A 20,622-nucleotide genomic window follows, 5' to 3' on the forward strand; every position below is an offset into this window, starting at 1 on the left:
AGGAGCTGCTAGCAGCTGTTCCGTGTTCTGTGTATGCAGTTCGTGGTGGTTGTCAGTGTTGCCCATTGCGCAGGCGTCTGTTCTGCGGTGGGTGCTCATGGGTGGAATATCAACGAATCAAACTTGTTTGGCATGGCCTTTACCGGTTGTGTCCTGGTGCCAGTACGGCAGCATGTGTCTCTGCTTTTTGTGGGGGTGGGTGTTGTTGGGAACGCTGCCGGGGTGCATGGTTTGTGGGGGTTGTGTTTGGCGCACTGTTGGGTCCTGAGGCAACAGGACCTTTTTGCAGCAATGCAGAGGGCATCGTTCTGGTGTTTCTTTTGTTCCTGCTTCCGGTTCTGCCGCGTGTCCCTGTGTGGGGTGGTGGTGGTCTGGTTGATGGGGTTGTTGTTTGAGAACTACATAGTGGACGCGAGCATCTGAGACATGCATGGCTGGCCTTTCGGGGTTGGTGTGTGTGTTTCTACAGCAATTTCTTATGAATGAACCTGGCCCTTGTGGTCGTGGTTCTCTCGAGTAAGTTTTTGATCTTTGTGTGGTCAAGTTTTTAAGGGCACACGGTGGATGCCTTGGCATTAGGAGCCGAAGAAGGACGTAGGAATCTGCGATAAGCCTGGGGGAGTTGATAACCGAGCGTTGATCCCAGGATGTCCGAATGGGGAAACCCCGCACAACGCTGCAAGGTGATTGTGTGACCCGCATCTGAACACATAGGGTGCGTGGGGGGAACGCGGGGAAGTGAAACATCTCAGTACCCGCAGGAAGAGAAAACAATAGTGATTCCGTTAGTAGTGGCGAGCGAACGCGGATCAGGCTAAACCGTTCCATGTGTGATAGCCGGCGGGCGTTGCATGGGCGGGGTTGTGGGACTTTCCGTGATGGTTCTGCCGGACCGTTGGGGTGATGTGCAGGCATAGGTGAACGGTCTTGAAAGGCCGGCCAGAGAGGGTGGGAGCCCCGTAACCGTAATGTTGTGTGCAGCCTGGAGAGTATCCCAAGTAGCACGGGGCCCGAGAAATCCCGTGCGAATCTGTCAGGACCACCTGATAAGCCTAAATACTTCCTAATGACCGATAGCGGACCAGTACCGTGAGGGAAAGGTGAAAAGTACCCCGGGAGGGGAGTGAAACAGTACCTGAAACCGTGTGCTTACAATCCGTCGGAGCAACCGCGAGTGATCGCATAGTAGTTGTGACGGCGTGCCTTTTGAAGAATGAGCCTGCGAGTTAGTGTTACGTCGCGAGGTTAACCCGTGTGGGGTAGCCGTAGCGAAAGCGAGTCTGAACAGGGCGAGTGTAGTGGCGTGATCTAGACCCGAAGCGGAGTGATCTACCCATGGCCAGGTTGAAGCGACGGTAAGACGTCGTGGAGGACCGAACCCACTTCAGTTGAAAATGGAGGGGATGAGCTGTGGGTAGGGGTGAAAGGCCAATCAAACTCCGTGATAGCTGGTTCTCCCCGAAATGCATTTAGGTGCAGCGTTGCGTGTTTCTTGCCGGAGGTAGAGCTACTGGATGGCCGATGGGCCCTACAAGGTTACTGACGTCAGCCAAACTCCGAATGCCGGTAAGTGAGAGCGCAGCAGTGAGACTGTGGGGGATAAGCTTCATAGTCGAGAGGGAAACAGCCCAGACCACCAACTAAGGCCCCTAAGCGTGTGCTAAGTGGGAAAGGATGTGGAGTTGCGAAGACAACCAGGAGGTTGGCTTAGAAGCAGCCATCCTTGAAAGAGTGCGTAATAGCTCACTGGTCAAGTGATTCCGCGCCGACAATGTAGCGGGGCTCAAGTACACCGCCGAAGTTGTGGATTTCACACATTGCCCTAGCCTTCGTGGTTCAGGGGTGTGGAGTGGTAGGGGAGCGTCGTGTGGGCAGTGAAGTCGCGGTGGAAACCAGCGGTGGAGCCTACACGAGTGAGAATGCAGGCATGAGTAGCGAAAGACGGGTGAGAAACCCGTCCGCCGAATGATCAAGGGTTCCAGGGTCAAGCTAATCTGCCCTGGGTAAGTCGGGACCTAAGGCGAGGCCGACAGGCGTAGTCGATGGACAACGGGTTGATATTCCCGTACCGGCGAAAAACCGCCCATGCCAAGCGGGGGATACTAACCGCCCGGAGCCTGCCCGCTCACCCTTGTGGTGTTGTGGGTTTTGGCCGAGCGCGGGACCTGATCCCGGGAGGTAAGCGTATTAACAGGTGTGACGCAGGAAGGTAGCCGGGCCGGGCGATGGTTGCCCCGGTCTAAGGATGTAGGGTCAGGGATAGGCAAATCCGTTCCTGTGTGCTTCGAGCACGTTCCTGAGATCTGATGGGACTCCCGTATGGGGGGATCCGGTGATCCTATGCTGCCTAGAAAAGCATCGACGCGAGGTTTTAGCCGCCCGTACCCCAAACCGACACAGGTGATCAGGTAGAGAATACCAAGGCGATCGAGAGAATTATGGTTAAGGAACTCGGCAAAATGCCCCCGTAACTTCGGGAGAAGGGGGGCCTGCCCCGTGATGGAGACTTGCTCTCCGTGAGCGGGTGTGGGCCGCAGAGACCAGGGGGAAGCGACTGTTTACTAAAAACACAGGTCCGTGCGAAGTCGCAAGACGATGTATACGGACTGACTCCTGCCCGGTGCTGGAAGGTTAAGAGGACCGGTTAGCCACCTTGTGTGGCGAAGCTGAGAATTTAAGCCCCAGTAAACGGCGGTGGTAACTATAACCATCCTAAGGTAGCGAAATTCCTTGTCGGGTAAGTTCCGACCTGCACGAATGGAGTAACGACTTCCCCGCTGTCTCAACCATAAACTCGGCGAAATTGCAGTACGAGTAAAGATGCTCGTTACGCGCAGCAGGACGGAAAGACCCCGAGACCTTTACTATAGTTTGGTATTGGTGTTCGGAGTGGCTTGTGTAGGATAGGTGGGAGACGTTGAAACCCGGACGCCAGTTCGGGTGGAGTCATCGTTGAAATACCACTCTGGTCACTTTGGACATCTAACTTCGGCCCGTGATCCGGGTCAGGGACAGTGCCTGATGGGTAGTTTAACTGGGGCGGTTGCCTCCTAAAAAGTAACGGAGGCGCCCAAAGGTTCCCTCAGCCTGGTTGGCAATCAGGTGTCGAGTGTAAGTGCACAAGGGAGCTTGACTGTGAGAGAGACATCTCAAGCAGGGACGAAAGTCGGGACTAGTGATCCGGCGGTACATTGTGGAATGGCCGTCGCTCAACGGATAAAAGGTACCTCGGGGATAACAGGCTGATCTTGCCCAAGAGTCCATATCGACGGCATGGTTTGGCACCTCGATGTCGGCTCGTCGCATCCTGGGGCTGGAGTAGGTCCCAAGGGTTGGGCTGTTCGCCCATTAAAGCGGTACGCGAGCTGGGTTTAGAACGTCGTGAGACAGTTCGGTCCCTATCCGCTGCGCGCGCAGGAAATTTGAGAAGGGCTGTCCTTAGTACGAGAGGACCGGGACGGACGAACCTCTGGTGTGTCAGTTGTACTGCCAAGTGCATCGCTGATTAGCTACGTTCGGATGGGATAACCGCTGAAAGCATCTAAGCGGGAAGCTCGCTTCAAGATGAGATTTCCATACACATTTATGTGTGAGAGGCCCCCAGCCAGACCACTGGGTTGATAGGCCGGATGTGGAAGCGAGGACTAAAGACTCGTGAAGCTGACCGGTACTAATAGGCCAACAACTTACACCACACAACACACTGCACGCGTCCACTATGTGGTTCCCGAACAACAACCCGCACCAAGGGTTGCCGGAACCAACAACTAAATAACAACACCACAGTTGTAACCACAAAGTCTTCCCACCCACCCCCACCAAAAAGGGGGCCGGGACGGGTAACAGAGTTACGGCGGTCATAGCGTGGGGGAAACGCCCGGTCCCATTCCGAACCCGGAAGCTAAGACCCACAGCGCCGATGGTACTGCACCCGGGAGGGTGTGGGAGAGTAGGACACCGCCGGACAACCATTAAGGCAAGAGCCCCGACCACAGGTCGGGGCTCTTCCCCTTTAACCACCCAACCCCTAACCACCCACACACCCCAGCACCGCATCCACCACATGGCTCCGCTGCTTGTCCCGTCGAAATACCAGGTACTCCGTTATCGGCGGTATCGAATCAACGAAGTCAAGCAGCACCAACCGGGGATCGTCGTTGAATTCATCCTCTGCGATGACCCCAACGCCCAGGCCGGCGATCACTGCCGCGTGAACTGCCTCCCGGCTATCGGTCTCGAGTACTTCCGCTGGTTGCAGCTGGGCTGCGGAGAGCGCTGTTTCGATGGACCTACGGGTGACGGAACCGATCTCCCTGATGATCAGCGGGTGGTCTACGAGGTCCCGGAGCCGGATCACCTTGCTGCCGGCCAACAGGTGGTCCTGCCGAACAAAGGCCACAAGGTCCTGCGTACCGAGGCGGCGCGCCATCAAGTCCGGATGTGGCGTTTCATCGGCGATGATGCCGACATCAACAGTCCCGGCCAGGACTCTTCTGCGTACCTCAGCGGAGTTTCCGCTGACGAGTTGGATACTGACTCCCGGGTTCAGCCGACGGAAGGTGCTGAGCACGCCCACGGCGTTGATGGGAGCGTCGGTGCCGAAGCGGAGCTCTCCTTGCATGGCGTTGCGAGCCCTGGCCAGGACGGTCTCGGCTTCGAGCTCGGCGGCGAACAACCTGGCTGTGACTGCCAGGAGCTCTCTTCCCAAAGGCGTCAGCTCCACGGACCGTCCAGCCCGCTGCAGGAGCTGGACCTCATGGAGCCGTTCCAAAAGGCGGACCTGCTCGGACAGGGTTGGTTGGCTCACTTTCGCCGCTGCAGCCGCAGCGACGTAACTGCCGTGGGTAGCTACGAGGTGGAACGCCCGCAGGTGCGTGAGATTCATAGGCATGGCCTAAGTCTCCTATAGGCGTGAGTGGCGTCCCCTATGTGTCGCCTCAGAAGCCACGTACCGTCATTGCTGTGAAGAATGATCCCCACGTCCTGGTAGTAGGAATTGACGGTGTCCGTTACGACCGCCTCCTGTCCGCGGTGACACCCGCCCTGGACCAGATTGCCCGGAACGGCTTCCTGCTCCCCGTCAGCGTTCACGGGAAGAATGCCACTATTTCCGGGCCAGTGTGGGCCACGGTGGCCACCGGGGTTTATGCGGACCGGCACAAGGTCACCGGGAACAGTGACCATCCACCGGAGCTCGATGCCTACCAGGACTTCACCGCGGTGCTGCGTGGGCCCCGGCCGGAACTGCGCACGATGGTTGCCGCGAGCTGGTTTCCTGTGGCGGCACCCACAGCGTGCGGGCCTCTATTCTCTTCCCGTGGTTGGGTGCCGGAGGAGGACCCTGAAGAAGCGAACGACGCCGGCAGCTGGGCCGCTGCCGACAACGCCGTCGCAGACTATGCAGCCGGACGGTTGGAACACGAGGACCTTGCGGCATCCTTTGTGTACTTTGGCGAGGCTGACGTCGAAGCCCATAACAACGGCACGGGTATCGGCTACCTTTCAGCCATTCAACGCTGCGACTCCCGCGTCAAAAGCCTGTTGGAAGCTATTGAGTCGAGGCCTCGTCGTGGTGACGAACACTGGACCGTAATAGTGGTGACTGACCACGGACACGTCGATGCCGGTGGTCACGGGGGAGAGACCGAGGACGAGCGTACAGCCTGGATCGCTGCCTGCGGCGCAAGCGTTCCCCGGAACGTCATGGCAGTGGACCATGCCGACATCTTCGCCCAAGTACTGGCAACCTTTGGTGTTGCAACAGGGGACACTGAAGGGCTCGCCTTCGGTGCCAGGACTGACCCGCAGGAGCGACCCGCAACAACGGCAGCTTCCCGTTGACCCTTACGGTGACAGCGGCAGTTCTCCTGGCGGCGGTCCTCCACAGCGCGTGGAATGCGTTGGCCAAGGCGATTCCGGACCGGCTTGCCTCGTCCACCATGATTGCCTTGGCCTATCTCGTGTCCGGCCTGGTGGGGGCAGCGGTTTTCGGAGTTCCCCCACAGCAGTCGTGGCCCTATGTCGTGGCGTCGGCGGCCTTGCAGACCTGCTATCTCATCCTGCTGACCACGTCCTACAAGCACGGCGAATTCTCCCAGGTTTATCCGCTGGCCCGCGGCCTTGCCGTCCTGTTGGTCACGGGGGTCGCCACCACTTTCCTGGCAGAGAAACTGAGTTTCTGGCAACTGGCGGGGGTCGCGGTCGTCGCTGGTTCCTTGCTGAGCCTGGCCCACACAAAACACAGTGCAACGGCCCGCGCCGGCAGGAACCGTCAGGGCACCTTCTTCGCTGTGCTCACGGGGGCAGCCATCGCGGCTTATACCGTGGTGGACGGTGTGGGAGTCCGGGTTTCCGGGCAACCGATGGCCTATGTCTCGTGGCTCTTCCTGCTGCAGGGCATGGTGATTCCCTTGATCTGCTGGCGCATGGCCTCCGAACGCCGTTCTTTCCCACGACGAGTGGCGCGGTACTGGAAGCCGGGATTCATCGGAGGGCTGGTGTCCATGCTGGCCTACGGAATTGTGGTCTGCGCACAGAGCCTGGCGCCGCTCGCCTTGGTGTCGGCGCTGCGCGAGACCAGTGTCCTGTTGGCTGGCGTCATCGGCGCGGTGTTCTTCAACGAAAAGTTCAGCCGGCTCCGCTTGGTCTTGACGGCCATCGCGGTGGCCGGCATCGCCGCCATCCAGCTCGGCTAGCCAGAGAAGAACTCCGACAACTCCGAGATCAGCTTCTCCGGAGCCTTGATGGGACCGTCGTGTCCCGAGCCAGGGAGGATGCTGTAGCTGGATCCGGAGAGGACGTCATGGATTTGGCCGCACGCAACACCGAAGTAGGCGGGGCTCTTTTCGCCCACGACGATCAGCGTCTCCAGTGGAAGGGCAAGGAAGGGCTCGGCGGGCATGTCGGCAGCGATGACGGCCTTAATTTCCCGGACACCGCAGGTCATCAGTTCGCGCATCTGCTTGCCCAAAGGCGTACCGGCGGCCAGCTTGTTGGCCAGGGTCAGCATGGACAATGGCATGCGTGCGAAGGCGCCGCCGGTCTCCACGCCCTTGATCAGGACGGCGAGGGCGCGGTCATAGTCTCCCGCCGCCGTCGCGCGTTCATAATCCGGCGTCCAGTCGGCCTTGACGCTGTGGTTGACCGACACGGCAGGATCGTAGACGGCAAGCCGCTCCACGGGCAGGGTCCGCGCAGCGTGCAGCGCTACTGCGCCGCCAAAGCTGTGCCCAAAGACATCGGTGCTGGAGGTGTGTTTCATGACGGCGTCCAGGTCCCGGATGTCCGCCTCAAGCGTGTAATCCTCAGCCTGCGGGGATGAGTCGCCGCGTCCACGTCGGTTGAAAGTATGAACGGGCCGGCCCAGGGCTTCGCTGAGTTTCTGCGCAAAACGCGAGTAATCGGCAGCCGTCACCATTGAGGCAGGAACGACGACGACGCCGGAGCCCGCCGCTTCCAGCCCACCGCCCGTGGTGAGTACTTCGAGGTGTCCGCCGTCGTGGGTCATGATGATGTCGCGCGTCATGACTTGAGCCTAACCGAGCCACCTGAATGCAGGCAGCATGCCGCCCCATATGTGGAAAAGCAGTCAGTGTGGAGAAGCAGTCAGCGTTTGAAGTAGTCCGAGATATCCGAGACGAGTTCGTTCACTGCGGCAGGAATGGACCCATGGAATCCCTTGGGCGAAACCTCCAACGTGCTGCCGGGAACGGCCCTGTTCAGCCGAGCAGCGGTGACCTTGTAGAACTGGGGGCTCTTCTTGCCCACCATGAAGTGCGTGCTGGGAGGCAGGACGGAGAAGTCGCGCGGAGAATCAGCGGCTTCGAAGGCAGCCTTGAGCTCACCAACACCTGAGGGCATGAGCTCGCGGAAAAGCTTGTTCACTTTGGTCCGCGAAACCACAGCCATGAGTCCCGCCAGAATCGGCTCGGGTACCCGTGCAAGGGCAGTTCCGGGGTGCATGCCCCTTTTCATCCGGGCCATCGCGCGGTTGAGGTCGCCTTTGTCCACCGAATCCGCGAAGCCGGCCAGCCAATCTGTGTCCATGCTGCCGTCGATGTTCACCGCGGCGTCGTAGACAGCGAGCTTGTCCGGCTCGTGGTGCGTGCCCGCAAAGGCCTGGGCTGCATTCAAGGCCACGGACCCACCCAGGCTGTGGCCAAAGATGTTCCGGGCGCCGGTGGCGTCCATGATGGTGCGGACATCGGCGATCTCCGTAGCCATGGAGTAGCAGTGCGGCTGCTCGGTGGATTTGCCCCGGCCCCGGCGGTCGTATACGTCCACAGCCCAGCCATCACCGAGGCCCTTGGCCAAAGCGACGGAAAAGGGCCGATAAATGAGTGCCGTGAGGAACGCGCCACCGATGAGGACCACCCGGCGCTCCCCGGGCGCGTCTTCGGTGCCGTAACTGTACAAGGCGAGCCGTCCGCCGTCGTGCGTCTGAATATCGCGTTCCCTCACCGGAACATCCTAGGTGGCATCGGGAAGTTCGCCGTGGAACCGGGTCCCGGAGAGGAACCGCGCTATGCGGGCGGCGAGCCGCTTGCCCGGCCGCAACGGCCCTTCGTGGAACTGCAGCGGCACCACAGCAAAGTCGATCACCGGCACGGCCCCGGCAAGGGTGCGGCCGGTCTCTGCGAAATACGACGGACTCCAACCGCCGCTGAGCATCAACGTGGGCGTGGAGAGTTCCATGAAGTCGTGAAGGTGGGCATCGGCGTCCAGGACTGCGCGCATTTCGGTGACTGCCGTGGGCAGCAAGGAGCGCATCTCCAAGCCCAGGCGGGTCCGGGCCGACAGGACACTGAGCGTGCGCAGCGCCCCCATGGGCAGATAGGAAATCGGCCCGGCAGTCCCCAGGCCCTGCACCAGATGCGCCCACGCGTGATCCAGCTGACCTGCAGTGACCGCTTCCTCAAGCTCGGGCCGCCACCGGCTGCTGAGATTGCCTGACAGCGACACTGCAGCGTCATAAGTGACCAGTTTGTTGATCCTGGCCCGCCTCGCGGCTTGCAGCGCCACGAAGCCGCCATAACTGTGCGCCACAACGTCAGAGGAGCCGGTCTTCTCCATCACCACGAGGAGGTCCGCGATCTCGGTTTCCACCGAATAGCCCGACGGCTGCGGCGCAGACCGCCCCCGGCCGCGCCGGTTATAGCTGTGAACCGGGCGCCCCAGCATGACGCTGAGCGTCCGCGCGAACGGCCAGTACAGCGAGTCCGTCACCAAAGTGCCATGAACTAGCACGACGCCGGCCGGTTCAGCGGATTCCTTTGAGCCGGGAATTGACGCTGCTGACGCGGGCCGGAAGGTGTGCACCTCGAGCTGCCCGCCGCCGTCGACCGTTTCAACTGTCCATGTCTCCACAGCTCCGAGTCTATGCGTTTGCTTGATCCTGGGGCCCGGAAGTGAAGGTCCGCAATGACCGGTAAACTTAAGGACTGTGACTTCCGCAAACACCCCAGCCCTGAACACCTCCGCAGAGCCCATCGATGCCAGCGAGCAGATGCGCATCCGTATGGAAAAGCGCGCCAAGCTGATCGAGCGAGGCACGGAGGCTTATCCCGTGGGTGTTGAACGGACCCATTCCCTCGGCGAGATCCGCGAGAAGTACGCACACTTGGAAGCAGATGAAACCACCGGCGACACCGTTGGTGTCACCGGGCGTGTCGTGTTCGTGCGCAACACCGGCAAGCTGTGCTTCGCCACCCTCCAAGAGGGCGGCGTGGACGGCAAGGGCGTCCGGCTGCAGGCCATGCTGAGCCTTGCCAACGTCGGCGAGGAAGCGCTCGCTGAATGGAAGGCCCTGGTTGACCTGGGCGACCACGTGTTCATCAAGGGCGAGGTCATCTCCTCCCGCCGCGGTGAGTTGTCCGTCATGGCCGACTCCTGGTCCATGGCGTCAAAGGCGCTGCGCCCCCTCCCGGTACTGCACGCAGAACTGAACGAGGAAACCCGCGTACGCCAGCGCTACGTGGACCTCATGGTCCGCGATGAAGCCCGTGAGATGGTCTACAAGCGCGCAGCAATCACCCGCTCGGTGCGCGACACCCTGGACCGCCATGGCTACGTGGAGGTGGAAACCCCCATCCTGCAGCTGGTCCACGGCGGCGCTACCGCGCGCCCGTTTGAAACGCACATGAATGCGTTCGACCAGAAGATGACACTGCGTATCGCTACCGAGCTCTTCCTCAAGCGCGCCGTTGTGGGTGGCATCGATCGCGTTTACGACATGGGCCGTGTTTTCCGCAATGAAGGCGTGGACTCCACGCACAGCCCCGAATTCACCACCCTGGAATGCTACGAAGCCTGGGCGGACCAGTTCGTTATGGCCGAGCGCATGAAGGAAATCATCCTTAATGTGGCTGACGTTGTAGGGACGCGCACCATCCAGACGGATGCCGGCGAAATCAACCTCGACGGCGAATGGGCCTGGGTTTCGGTTTACCCGGGTATTTCCGAAGCCGTGGGTGTGGAAATTACTCCGGACACCACGGTGGAGGAACTGCTGGCAATTGCGGCCAAGCACGAAGTCAAGGTGGACCCCAAGTGGGACGCCGAGAAGATTGTGGTTGAGCTGTTTGGCGAGATCGTGGAACCCACCCTGCTGAACCCGACCTTTGTTTATGACTACCCGCCGTCGGCACAGCCGCTGGCCCGACCACACCGTGAAGACGGGCGCCTCATCGAGGCCTGGGACCTGATCATCGGCGGCATGGAGCGCGGCACGGCCTTTTCCGAACTCATTGACCCCGTCATCCAGCGCGAACGCCTGACGGAGCAGTCCCGCCGCTCCGCCGCCGGTGATGAGGAAGCCATGCAACTGGACGAGGACTTCCTCCGTGCCCTCGAATACGGCGCGCCGCCCATGGGCGGCATCGGGCTCGGCATTGACCGTTTGGTCATGCTCTTCACCGGGGCCGGCATTCGCGAAACCATTCTGTTCCCCTTGCTGAAGCCTGAAGGACACTGACCATGGAGTACATCGCAGTTCTTGCGCCGTCCATAGTTGTAGGTTTGATCTTCTGGTTTGCCATGAAGTCGATCTTCAATGCAGACAAATCCGAGCGTCAGGCAGAAGCCCGCGCCCAGGCCGAAGCGAATTCAAAAAATACCGGCCCGGCGCCCGAAGGTCCAGCCGCTAAATAGGCTCCTAAATGGGTTCCACTTTCACGTGAATCCATTTGTGCTTTGACGTGCGTGCTTGCCGTGAACGATAATCGAGAAAGGAACCCGGGGAATTTCTGATTATCCATCCCTCCAAAAGAGAGGCAACTCATGGCACAGAAAGTAAAAATCATCCTCGTCGATGACCTGGATGAAGGGGCTGCGGACGAAACTGTCCGCTTCGGCCTGGACGGTGTGAGCTACGAAATGGACCTGTCCACAGCAAACGCAGCGTCGCTGCGGAAGGCCCTGGAACCGTTTGTCGCGAAGGCCCGGAAGACCTCTTCCGGCCGCGGGACGCGGGGTCGCGCTACTCCGGCCCGCAACCAGGATTCCGCACAGATCCGTCAGTGGGCCCGGGATAACGGTTACACGGTCAACAGCCGCGGACGTATTCAGGCTGAAATTCAGGAAGCCTACCAAAAGGCCAATTCCTGATTCACCACTTCAATGCCCCGGCAGTCACTGCCGGGGCATTGGTTGTTTAAGGAGCTGGGTTTCTTGGGTTCCGCCGGGGCCCGTCGGAGGAATGATCCGTGAATCTGCCCAGTGCTGGACGGCCCGTTTACCGGAGCTATTGGGGGAGTGGCAAACCGTCCCGATTACTCCTCTGTGGAATACTCCCGGGGTGGCCCGGCGGCAGGTTGCCCGGGCCGGCTGGCAGGATGTCACCGTCGCCTGCCCCGGTCAAGGGGAAGTGCCCGTTTTATTCCTCCACGGCGTCATGTTTCCCCTGTGGCGAACACGCCCCAAAAGTGTTGCTCCGGCACGTAGCATCAAAGTACGTCGTAGCTAGGAGTGTGGCGAAATGTTTGAGAGATTTACGGACCGTGCCCGTCGCGTGGTCGTCCTTGCCCAAGAAGAGGCACGGATGCTCAACCACAATTACATCGGTACCGAGCACATCCTCTTGGGTCTGATCCACGAGGGTGAAGGCGTTGCTGCCAAGGCGCTCGAGTCCCTGAGCATTTCGCTCGATGGCGTTCGCGAGCAAGTACAGGAGATCATCGGCCAGGGCCAGCAAGCCCCGTCCGGTCACATCCCCTTTACGCCGCGCGCCAAGAAGGTGCTTGAGCTTTCCCTTCGTGAAGCACTGCAGCTCGGCCACAACTACATCGGTACTGAGCACATCCTGCTCGGCCTCATTCGCGAAGGCGAAGGCGTGGCCGCACAGGTGCTGGTGAAGCTTGGCGCAGACCTGAACCGGGTCCGCCAGCAAGTCATCCAGCTGCTCTCCGGGTACCAGGGCAAGGAGACCGCAGGCAGCGGCTCCGGCCAGGGCCAGCCGGAAGGAACCCCTGCCGGCTCGGTGGTGCTTGACCAGTTCGGACGCAACCTCACCCAGGCTGCCCGCGAAAACAAGCTCGATCCTGTGATCGGCCGCGAGCAGGAGATGGAACGCGTCATGCAGGTCCTCTCCCGCCGTACCAAGAACAACCCGGTGCTGATCGGTGAGCCCGGCGTTGGTAAGACTGCCGTCGTCGAAGGCCTCGCCCAGGCGATTGTCCGCGGCGATGTCCCGGAGACCATCAAGGACAAGCAGCTGTATACGCTTGACCTCGGATCCCTGGTTGCCGGCTCCCGTTACCGCGGTGACTTCGAAGAGCGCCTGAAGAAGGTCCTCAAGGAAATCCGCACCCGCGGCGACATCATCCTCTTCATTGACGAGATCCACACCCTCGTCGGTGCAGGTGCTGCCGAAGGCGCCATTGATGCTGCGTCCATCCTGAAGCCGATGCTCGCCCGTGGGGAACTCCAGACCATCGGGGCCACCACTCTTGACGAGTACCGCAAGCACATCGAAAAGGACGCCGCGCTGGAGCGCCGCTTCCAGCCGATCCAGGTCAAGGAACCCTCGGTTGCGCACGCGATCGAGATCCTCAAGGGACTGCGCGATCGTTACGAGGCACACCACCGCGTGACGATTACCGACGGCGCCCTCGCCTCAGCTGCGCAGCTGGCCGAACGCTACATCTCGGACCGCTTCCTGCCGGACAAGGCGATCGACCTCATCGATGAAGCAGGCGCACGCCTGCGCATCCGCCGCATGACCGCTCCGCCGGAGCTCAAGGCCATGGACGAGCGCATTGCCGACGTGAAGATGGAGAAGGAATCCGCCATCGACGCCCAGGACTTTGAGGGTGCTGCCTCGCTGCGCGACAAGGAGCAGAAGCTCATTGCCGAACGCGCGGAGAAGGAGCGCACCTGGAAGTCCGGCGGCATGGACGACATCTCCGAGGTTGACGAGGACCTGATCGCTGAAGTTCTCGCGAACTCCACGGGTATCCCGGTCTTCAAGCTCACCGAGGAAGAATCTTCCCGCCTGCTCAAGATGGAAGACGAACTGCACAAGCGCGTCGTCGGCCAGGACGAAGCCATCAAGGCACTGTCCCAGGCCATCCGCCGCACCCGTGCAGGCCTGAAGGACCCCAAGCGTCCCGGTGGCTCGTTCATCTTTGCCGGCCCCACGGGCGTCGGTAAGACCGAGCTTGCCAAGGCACTTGCCGAGTTCCTGTTCGGTGAAGAGGACGCCCTCATCACGCTGGACATGTCCGAGTACTCCGAGAAGCACACGGTTTCGCGTCTCTTCGGTGCACCTCCGGGCTACGTCGGCTACGAAGAAGGCGGCCAGCTGACGGAGAAGGTCCGTCGTCGTCCGTTCTCCGTGGTTCTGTTCGATGAAGTGGAGAAGGCCCACGCCGATCTCTTCAACTCGCTGCTGCAGATTTTGGAAGACGGCCGCCTGACCGACTCCCAGGGCCGCGTGGTGGACTTCAAGAACACCGTGATCATCATGACCACCAACCTTGGTACCCGCGATATTTCCAAGAGCGTGGCTACGGGCTTCCAGTCCGGCACGGACACCCAGACCGGCTACAACCGGATGCGGGCCCGGGTTACCGAAGAGCTCAAGCAGCACTTCCGCCCCGAGTTCCTCAACCGCGTTGACGACGTCGTGGTATTCCCGCAGCTGACGCAGGACGAGATCATCGAGATTGTGGACCTGTTCGTGAACCGTCTGGAGCGCCGCCTCAAGGACAAGGACATGGGCATCGAACTCACCCCCGCTGCCAAGGTTCTCCTGGCCACGCGTGGTTACGATCCCGCCATGGGTGCCCGGCCGTTGCGCCGCACCATCCAGCGCGAGATCGAGGACCAGCTGTCCGAGAAGATCCTGTTCGGCGAGATCCACTCCGGTGACATCGTCGTGGTGGACGTTGACGGCGAAGGTGACGACGCCAAGTTCACGTTCGAAGGCAACGCCAAACCGCGTATTCCGGAGATCGCTCCGACCGCGTAAGGCCAACGCTTTATCCCGGAAGCCCCACCCGCTCCGCAAGGAGCAGGTGGGGCTTCTGCGTTGGGCGGCCCGGAGTTTTTGTCCAGGCAGAGACTTTAAGGTGGCTTCTGGAGGGCGTTATCTGTACAAAACTTCACGAACCGGATCGGGGATTAAATGCGGGTACTTATGGTGGCTCCGGGGACGCGCGGGGATGTGGCGCCCATGGCCGGGCTGGGAGGTCGCCTGCAAGGGCTGGGGTACGAGGTTGCCGTTGCCGCGAACCCTCCCTATGCCCCTCTGGTTGTTGAGTCGGGATGCGAGTTCAGGCCGCTGCCGGGGAACCTGACGGAACTCATCAAGCAGCCGGCCCCGGGTGCGAAAGCCTCAGCTGACAGCGTGTTGACGTTCTGGCGGAAGCTTGGCGAGTACATGGACAACGCAGCCAAGGGAACCCTGGCTGCCGCCGAGGCCGGGGCCGATGTCATCATGGCCAACTCGGTGGCACCCTATGCCTATGACATTGCCGAGGCTTTCGGCGTCCCGGCCATAGGCGCACACTTGCAGCCGACCGAACCGAGTGCGGCCTACCCGCCTGTGCTGATGAATTCGGCTCGAAGCCTGGGTGCGCTGGGGAACAGGATCATTGGCGAGCGGGCAGCAGCGGGGCCGGCCCCCTACGATGCTCCCAGCGCCCGCTTGCGCAAGCAGCTCGGCCTGCGCAAGGAGAGTCGAGCAGCGGGCGAACGTCGTCGGAGGAAGGCTCGGGCGACCATTCTTCATGGCATCAGTCCTACCGTCCTGCCGCGTCCGGCCGATTGGCACGCGGGATTGGTGATGGCCGGATATTGGTGGCCCCCGGAACACAGCGGCTGGGAGCCATCCGCCGACCTTGTGGACTTTCTCGCCGACGGTCCAGCGCCCGTCTTCGTTGGTTTCGGCAGCAGTGCACACATTGACCCCGGCTTCATCCTCGAGGCCACGCGTCGTGCCGGAGTTCGGGCTGTTGTGCAGGGTGCCGAGGGGGTGTTGGGCGATGATGCCATGGGTGTTGGAAGTGTCCCGCACAAATGGCTGTTCCCCCGCATGGCTGCCGTTGTCCACCATTCCGGCGCTGGAACCACTGCCGCCGGCTTGCGCGCCGGCGTGCCGTCGGTAGGTGTTCCCGTGTATACGGACCAGCCACTCTGGGCCTCGCGGATCGCGGCGCTGGGCGCCGGTCCCCAACCGCTTCCGTACAAGAAGCTGTCCCCGGAGCGCCTTGGTGACGCGATCGCGGAAGCCGTAAGAACGCCGTCGTATGCGCAGCAAGCGCTGGTCCTGGCGGCCGCCATAGGCAAGGAAGACGGGACTGTGCCCGTGGTCGAGACCTTGCGGAAACTTCCCTCCAAGTAGCAGCAGGGCGCGTTGGGAGCACGCATGACGGGCCGCGCTGGGAAGCAAGGCGGAACGGGATATGTGAAAGTACTGTTTCACTGTGAGTGAACCACCCTGTGATCGGGGGCACAATGCATGTTGAATCGGATCATGGACTCTGCAGACACTCTGACTCCGGGCGAGCAGCCCGAAACTCCCTTCCACCATATGGACCACTACCTCGCCATCCCGCGGATCAGCGGCCTCACCCTCAGCCCCGATGGCAAGCGTTTGGTCACCACCGTGTCAACGCTGAACGGGAAGGGAACCGAGTTCGCTTCGGCCCTCTGGGAGATCGACCCCACCGGCGGGAAGCGCGCACGCCGAATCACCCGCAGTTCCAAGGGTGAGGCCGGGGCGGCGTTCGCGGCATCCGGCGACCTCTACTTCACCTCGGCGCGCCCGGACCCGGACAGTCCGGACGCTGACCCGGTAAACGCCCTGTGGCTCCTCCCCGCCGACGGTGGAGAAGCCCGCGTGGTGCATTCACGCCCAGGCGGCATCGGTTCCGTCATGACCGCGAAGGACGTAGACGCCACGTTCGTCATGGCAGAGGTCCTGGCAGGATCCGCCGACGAGGATAACGACGAGGAGCGCCGAAAGGCCCGCAAAGACAACAAGGTTTCGGCCATCCTGCACAGCGGCTACCCGGTCCGCTATTGGGACGCCGACCTCGGCCCCGCAGAGCCGCGGATCTTTGCCGTTGAGCAGGGTGACGAGCAGGAACCCGGCAAGCCGTCAACGGTGGACGCCTCGGCGCCGCTCAAGCTCCGCAACCTGACAGCCGGCGTCGGCGGCTCGCTGCGTGAGTCAAAAACAGTGGTGAGCCCGGACGGGAAGACCATTTACACCAGCATGTCCAAGGCGCTCGCCAAGGCCGACAGCCGCGAGGTGCTGGCCGCCATCGACGTCGCCACCGGGAACGTCAAGGTGCTGCTGGACCACGAGGGCATGAGCTATTTCCCTGGACCCGTCAGTCCGGACAACGGCACGCTCGTTGTGGAAAGCGAAAGCGACACCACACCCACGCAGGCGCCCCAGGTGAAGCTGCACCTGCTCAACGTCGCCGGCGGCGAAACCACGGACCTCGAGCCGCTGGCACACCACTGGGATCGCTGGGCCACTGTCCTTGCCTGGCTTCCGGATGGCAGCGCCGTCCTGGCCAAAGCGGACGACGACGGCGCGTCGCCGGTTTTCCGGATCAGCGTCGCTGACGGTGAAGTCACCCGGGTGACGCAGGACGCTTCCGCCTATTCCGACGTCGTGCTTTCTCCCGACGGGGCCTCGGCGTATGCCCTGCGGAGCTCGTACGAATTCCCGGCCGAAGCTGTTCGGATAAACCTCGCCACCGGAGAAGTGACCAGGCTGCAGGCACCCGCTGAGCGGCCTGTGTACAAGGGTCGCCTGGAGCGTGTTGAAACGACAGCGGACGACGGTTCACGAGTCCCTGCCTACCTCGCCCTCCCTGAAGGGGCATCGGCCGGGAAGCCTGCGCCGCTCCTGCTGTGGATCCACGGCGGCCCGCTGGGTTCGTGGAACGCCTGGACGTGGCGCTGGAACCCTTGGCTGCTCGTCGCCAAGGGCTACGCCGTGCTGCTGCCCGATCCGGCGCTCTCCACAGGCTACGGCCAGGAATTCATCCAGCGTGGCTGGGGCGAGTGGGGCAAGAAGCCCTTCACGGACCTCATGGCCATCACCGACGCGGTGGTGGGGCGCCCGGACATTGATGAGTCGCGGACAGCTGCGATGGGGGGATCGTTCGGCGGCTACATGGCCAACTGGGTGGCCGGCCAAACCGACCGGTTCAAGGCGATTGTTACCCACGCGAGTTTGTGGGCGCTGGACCAGTTCGGTCCCACCACGGATGCCGCCCAGTACTGGCTGAAGGAAATGACCGTGGAAATGGCCATGGAGAACTCTCCGCACCTGAACGTGGGAAACATCAAGACACCCATGCTGGTGATCCATGGCGACAAGGACTACCGGGTTCCGATCGGCGAGGGACTGCGTCTCTGGTACGAACTCCTGTCCTCCTCGCAATTGCCTGCCGACGACAACGGCCAGAGCCCACACCGCTTCCTCTACTTCCCTGACGAAAACCACTGGGTGCTCCAGCCGCAGCACGCGAAGATCTGGTACGGAGTGGTGGAGCACTTCCTGGCCAAGCAGGTGCTGGGCGAGGACGTTGCTTTGCCGGAGGAGCTGGGGGTCTAGGCGATTCGTTCGGCCCAGCCCCGCATTCAGTCATGCGCGGGGCTGGGGCGTCCGGCACCTGTTTGCCTCGCTAGGATGGGGGAGTGAATTCGACCTTCAGCCTCCGCCCTGCCCGCACCAGTGATGTGGCTGCGATCAAGAGGCTGGTGGCGCCCTTGGCCGAGGAGCGGATCCTCATGGCCAAGGAGACTGTGGCTTATTACGAGAGCCTGCAGGAATTCCGGATCGCCGAGTCTGACGACGGGGAAGTCATTGGCTGCGGCGCTCTCCATGTGATGTGGGAGGACCTGGCCGAGATCCGCACTCTTGCGGCTGCCGATTCCTGGCGGGGGCGGGGCGTGGGGCACGTCCTGGTGGAGAATCTCCTTGAGGAAGCGCGCGCCCTTGGCGTGAGCCGTGTATTCTGCCTGACGTTCGAAGTGGACTTCTTTAAGCGCCACGGATTTGAAGTCATGGCTGACCAGTCGGCCGTCGATCCCCAGGTGTACTCCGAGCTGCTGCGCTCACATGACGAAGGCGTGGCGGAGTTCCTGGACCTGGCCCGGGTGAAGCCGAACACCTTGGGCAATACCCGCATGATCAAGCAGCTCTAGGCCTGCTTCCCCTTCCCCCCGCGTCGCAATCTGCAGGAAATGGCGCGTTTTCAAGAGTGCCCGATTATGAGTGATTTAATCCTCTTTTCTTATCTAAAATTGATGGATAAACTGATCAAGGCTTGCTGGGGAAGCTTCCACCACATCGGTCAATTGAGAGAAGATCATGCAGTCCCACGCGTCCCTTTCAGATGTTTCAGAACTCCAACTCAGCGTGCGCGGTCCAGTGTTCACGCCTGCCGATCCCGGCTTCGCCGCTGAAGTAGCGGCCTTCAATTTATCCACACAGCACCAGCCCGATCTCGCCTTCGGAGCCCTCGACGCAGAGGATGTCTCGGCGGCGATACGCTGGGCAGCGGAACGCGGCGTGCCCGTGTCTGTCCAGTCAACCGGGCACGGCGCCACGAACGCGATCGAGGGTGGCCTGCTGATCAGCACCCGACGAATGCTCGAGCTCAGTATTGATCCCCTGGAGAAGACAGCCCGCGTGGGTGCGGGCGTCCGCTGGAAGGCCGTGGTGGATCTCGCCGGGACCTTCGGCCTCATGGGGCTCTGCGGTTCAACCACTGATGTAGGCGTGGTGGGTTACACGCTGGGTGGTGGGCTGCCGATCCTGGGCCGCAAATACGGATTCGCTTCCGACCACGTGATTGCGTTTGAAATAGTCACGGCAGACGGAACCCTGCGCAGGGTAACCAAGGACGAGGATTCGGAGTTGTTCTTCCTCCTGCGCGGCGGCAAGGGCAACCTGGGAATCGTCACGGCCATGGAGTTCCACCTCTTCCCCGGCTCCGACCTCTACGCCGGCGGAATCTACTTTGACGGTGAGCAAGCTCCTGAAGTATTGCAGGCGTTCAGGGATTGGGCGCCTGCCCTGCCGGTAGAGGCCTCGGCGTCACTGGCCTTCCTGCGGCTGCCGGACATGGAAATGGTGCCGGAACCTCTGCGCGGAAAGTTCGTGATCCACCTCCGTTATGCCTACCAAGGTGACCTGGCGGCGGCGGCAGAACTCCTGGAGCCGATGCGCCGGAGTGCACCGTTCATGATGGATGCCACCGGCCCCCTTGACGCTACTGCCTTCGACTCCATCCACCAGGACCCGGACCAACCGGTTCCCGTGATGGAACACGGGTTCCTCTTGGACAGGCTGGATGCGCCTGAAACCGAAACACTTCTGCGGCACTTTGGCCCCGGCGTCGAAAGTCCCGTGCTGTTGGCCGAGCTCCGGTTGCTCGGCGGTGCTTTGGCGAAAAGCGCAGACGGCGATGACATTGTGGGTGGCCGCGATGCTGCGTTCAGCTTCTTCATGGGTGCCATTGCCGTCCCGCCGGTGGTTGCGATGTTGCCCGCGGTTTTCAATGCTGTCCATGAAGACCTTCGGCCCGCCGCCAATGCCGGAACCTTCGTGAACCTGCACGGCCACTTTGTGGATGCCGAAGACAGGGAACGGCCCTGGCGGGCAACTGCATTGGAACGGCTCCGCAAGGCAAAGGCTGAGTTGGACCCGCAAAACATGTTCAGCTTCGGGCATGTAGTGGGGCTCCCGGTCATTGACCAGACAGTGCTGCTTGAAGACGTTGTGACTGCCGGCGGCGACGCCGTGCTGAACAACTAGGGGCTGAGGGCGATGAACAACCGCGTCACATTCCCCGACTTCTCCGCCTTCCAGATCGACATTCCGCACGGATCATGGCCGCACGAAGCGTCATGGTCCGGGGACAGGCACTCCGACCCGGATCTGTACTCTGCCTTCTGGCCCGAGTTTCACGCCAGGCAGGAATCCGAGGCGGTGACGGCACCGCAGGCTGAGGAATAGCAGGCACAGAACCGGCCCGCGGAGGCGGGCAGGGCGGAAGGGGCAGTTCGGCAGTGGCCAGGGCCTCGCGCTGAAAAGCCCCCAGCGGGATAACTCCGCACCAAGGGCGCCCAAGGCCTACCGTGGGCCGGGCCGCC

Annotated in this window: 15 protein-coding genes and 2 rRNA genes; 13 read left to right on the top strand and 4 right to left on the bottom strand. The window is 61.7% G+C overall.

The window, feature by feature from the left end; all coding sequences use genetic code 11:
- Positions 1 to 537: 537 nt before the first annotated feature.
- A 23S ribosomal RNA gene (locus QEH68_RS01070) occupies positions 538 to 3,695 on the top strand.
- Positions 3,696 to 3,849: 154 nt separating this feature from the next.
- Positions 3,850 to 3,966, top strand: a 5S ribosomal RNA gene (gene rrf / locus QEH68_RS01075).
- 61 nt (positions 3,967 to 4,027) lie between these two features.
- On the opposite strand, the gene QEH68_RS01080 is transcribed toward rrf, so the two are convergent.
- Complete coding sequence (locus QEH68_RS01080) at positions 4,028 to 4,891, bottom strand: LysR substrate-binding domain-containing protein (RefSeq protein ID WP_242703474.1); 864 nt, start codon at positions 4,889 to 4,891, stop codon at positions 4,028 to 4,030.
- Between the two features lie 71 nt (positions 4,892 to 4,962).
- Here QEH68_RS01080 and QEH68_RS01085 point away from each other — a divergent pair, with 71 nt between their 5' ends.
- On the top strand, positions 4,963 to 5,841 hold the full coding sequence (locus tag QEH68_RS01085; RefSeq protein ID WP_280625774.1) for an alkaline phosphatase family protein: 879 nt from the start codon (positions 4,963 to 4,965) through the stop codon (positions 5,839 to 5,841).
- An 8-nt stretch (positions 5,842 to 5,849) separates the two neighbouring features.
- Entirely contained in the window at positions 5,850 to 6,695 is an 846-nt protein-coding gene (locus tag QEH68_RS01090) for an EamA family transporter (RefSeq protein ID WP_280625776.1), read from the top strand.
- On the opposite strand, the gene QEH68_RS01095 is transcribed toward QEH68_RS01090, so the two are convergent.
- From QEH68_RS01095 to QEH68_RS01105, 3 genes are all read right to left on the bottom strand, one after another.
- Positions 6,692 to 7,525, bottom strand: a complete 834-nt coding sequence (locus QEH68_RS01095; RefSeq protein WP_207595744.1) for an alpha/beta hydrolase — start codon at positions 7,523 to 7,525, stop codon at positions 6,692 to 6,694. The genes QEH68_RS01090 and QEH68_RS01095 overlap by 4 nt on opposite strands.
- Before the next feature lie 80 nt (positions 7,526 to 7,605).
- The gene (locus QEH68_RS01100; protein WP_207595745.1) at positions 7,606 to 8,460 is read right to left on the bottom strand and encodes an alpha/beta hydrolase; all 855 of its coding nucleotides are present in this window, start codon (positions 8,458 to 8,460) and stop codon (positions 7,606 to 7,608) included.
- 9 nt (positions 8,461 to 8,469) lie between these two features.
- Positions 8,470 to 9,366 carry an alpha/beta hydrolase gene (locus QEH68_RS01105; protein ID WP_207595746.1) on the bottom strand — a complete coding sequence of 299 codons (897 nt, stop codon included), beginning with the start codon at positions 9,364 to 9,366 and terminating at the stop codon, positions 8,470 to 8,472.
- 76 nt (positions 9,367 to 9,442) lie between these two features.
- Between QEH68_RS01105 and lysS the strand changes: the two genes are divergently transcribed.
- From lysS to QEH68_RS01150, 9 genes are all read left to right on the top strand, one after another.
- Positions 9,443 to 10,972 (top strand): lysine--tRNA ligase, encoded by a 1,530-nt coding sequence (gene lysS / locus QEH68_RS01110; RefSeq protein WP_089593211.1) that lies wholly within the window; start codon positions 9,443 to 9,445, stop codon positions 10,970 to 10,972.
- A 2-nt stretch (positions 10,973 to 10,974) separates the two neighbouring features.
- Positions 10,975 to 11,148, top strand: a complete 174-nt coding sequence (locus QEH68_RS01115) for a hypothetical protein (protein WP_280625780.1) — start codon at positions 10,975 to 10,977, stop codon at positions 11,146 to 11,148.
- Between the two features lie 129 nt (positions 11,149 to 11,277).
- The gene (locus tag QEH68_RS01120) at positions 11,278 to 11,604 is read left to right on the top strand and encodes an Lsr2 family protein (RefSeq protein WP_172326157.1); all 327 of its coding nucleotides are present in this window, start codon (positions 11,278 to 11,280) and stop codon (positions 11,602 to 11,604) included.
- Between the two features lie 370 nt (positions 11,605 to 11,974).
- On the top strand, positions 11,975 to 14,467 hold the full coding sequence (locus QEH68_RS01125) for an ATP-dependent Clp protease ATP-binding subunit (RefSeq protein ID WP_089593213.1): 2,493 nt from the start codon (positions 11,975 to 11,977) through the stop codon (positions 14,465 to 14,467).
- Positions 14,468 to 14,623: 156 nt separating this feature from the next.
- The gene (locus tag QEH68_RS01130) at positions 14,624 to 15,841 is read left to right on the top strand and encodes a glycosyltransferase (RefSeq protein ID WP_280625783.1); all 1,218 of its coding nucleotides are present in this window, start codon (positions 14,624 to 14,626) and stop codon (positions 15,839 to 15,841) included.
- A 117-nt stretch (positions 15,842 to 15,958) separates the two neighbouring features.
- The gene (locus QEH68_RS01135) at positions 15,959 to 18,076 is read left to right on the top strand and encodes a prolyl oligopeptidase family serine peptidase (RefSeq protein ID WP_280625785.1); all 2,118 of its coding nucleotides are present in this window, start codon (positions 15,959 to 15,961) and stop codon (positions 18,074 to 18,076) included.
- An 83-nt stretch (positions 18,077 to 18,159) separates the two neighbouring features.
- Complete coding sequence (locus QEH68_RS01140) at positions 18,160 to 18,669, top strand: amino-acid N-acetyltransferase (RefSeq protein WP_207595750.1); 510 nt, start codon at positions 18,160 to 18,162, stop codon at positions 18,667 to 18,669.
- A 166-nt stretch (positions 18,670 to 18,835) separates the two neighbouring features.
- Positions 18,836 to 20,284 carry an FAD-binding oxidoreductase gene (locus QEH68_RS01145; RefSeq protein WP_207595751.1) on the top strand — a complete coding sequence of 483 codons (1,449 nt, stop codon included), beginning with the start codon at positions 18,836 to 18,838 and terminating at the stop codon, positions 20,282 to 20,284.
- Positions 20,285 to 20,296: 12 nt separating this feature from the next.
- A complete protein-coding gene (locus QEH68_RS01150; protein WP_207595752.1) occupies positions 20,297 to 20,485 on the top strand; it encodes a hypothetical protein in 189 nt (62 codons plus the stop codon).
- Positions 20,486 to 20,622: the final 137 nt, after the last annotated feature.

Source organism: Paenarthrobacter sp. OM7 (assembly GCF_029873575.1).
Taxonomy (GTDB): domain Bacteria; phylum Actinomycetota; class Actinomycetes; order Actinomycetales; family Micrococcaceae; genus Arthrobacter.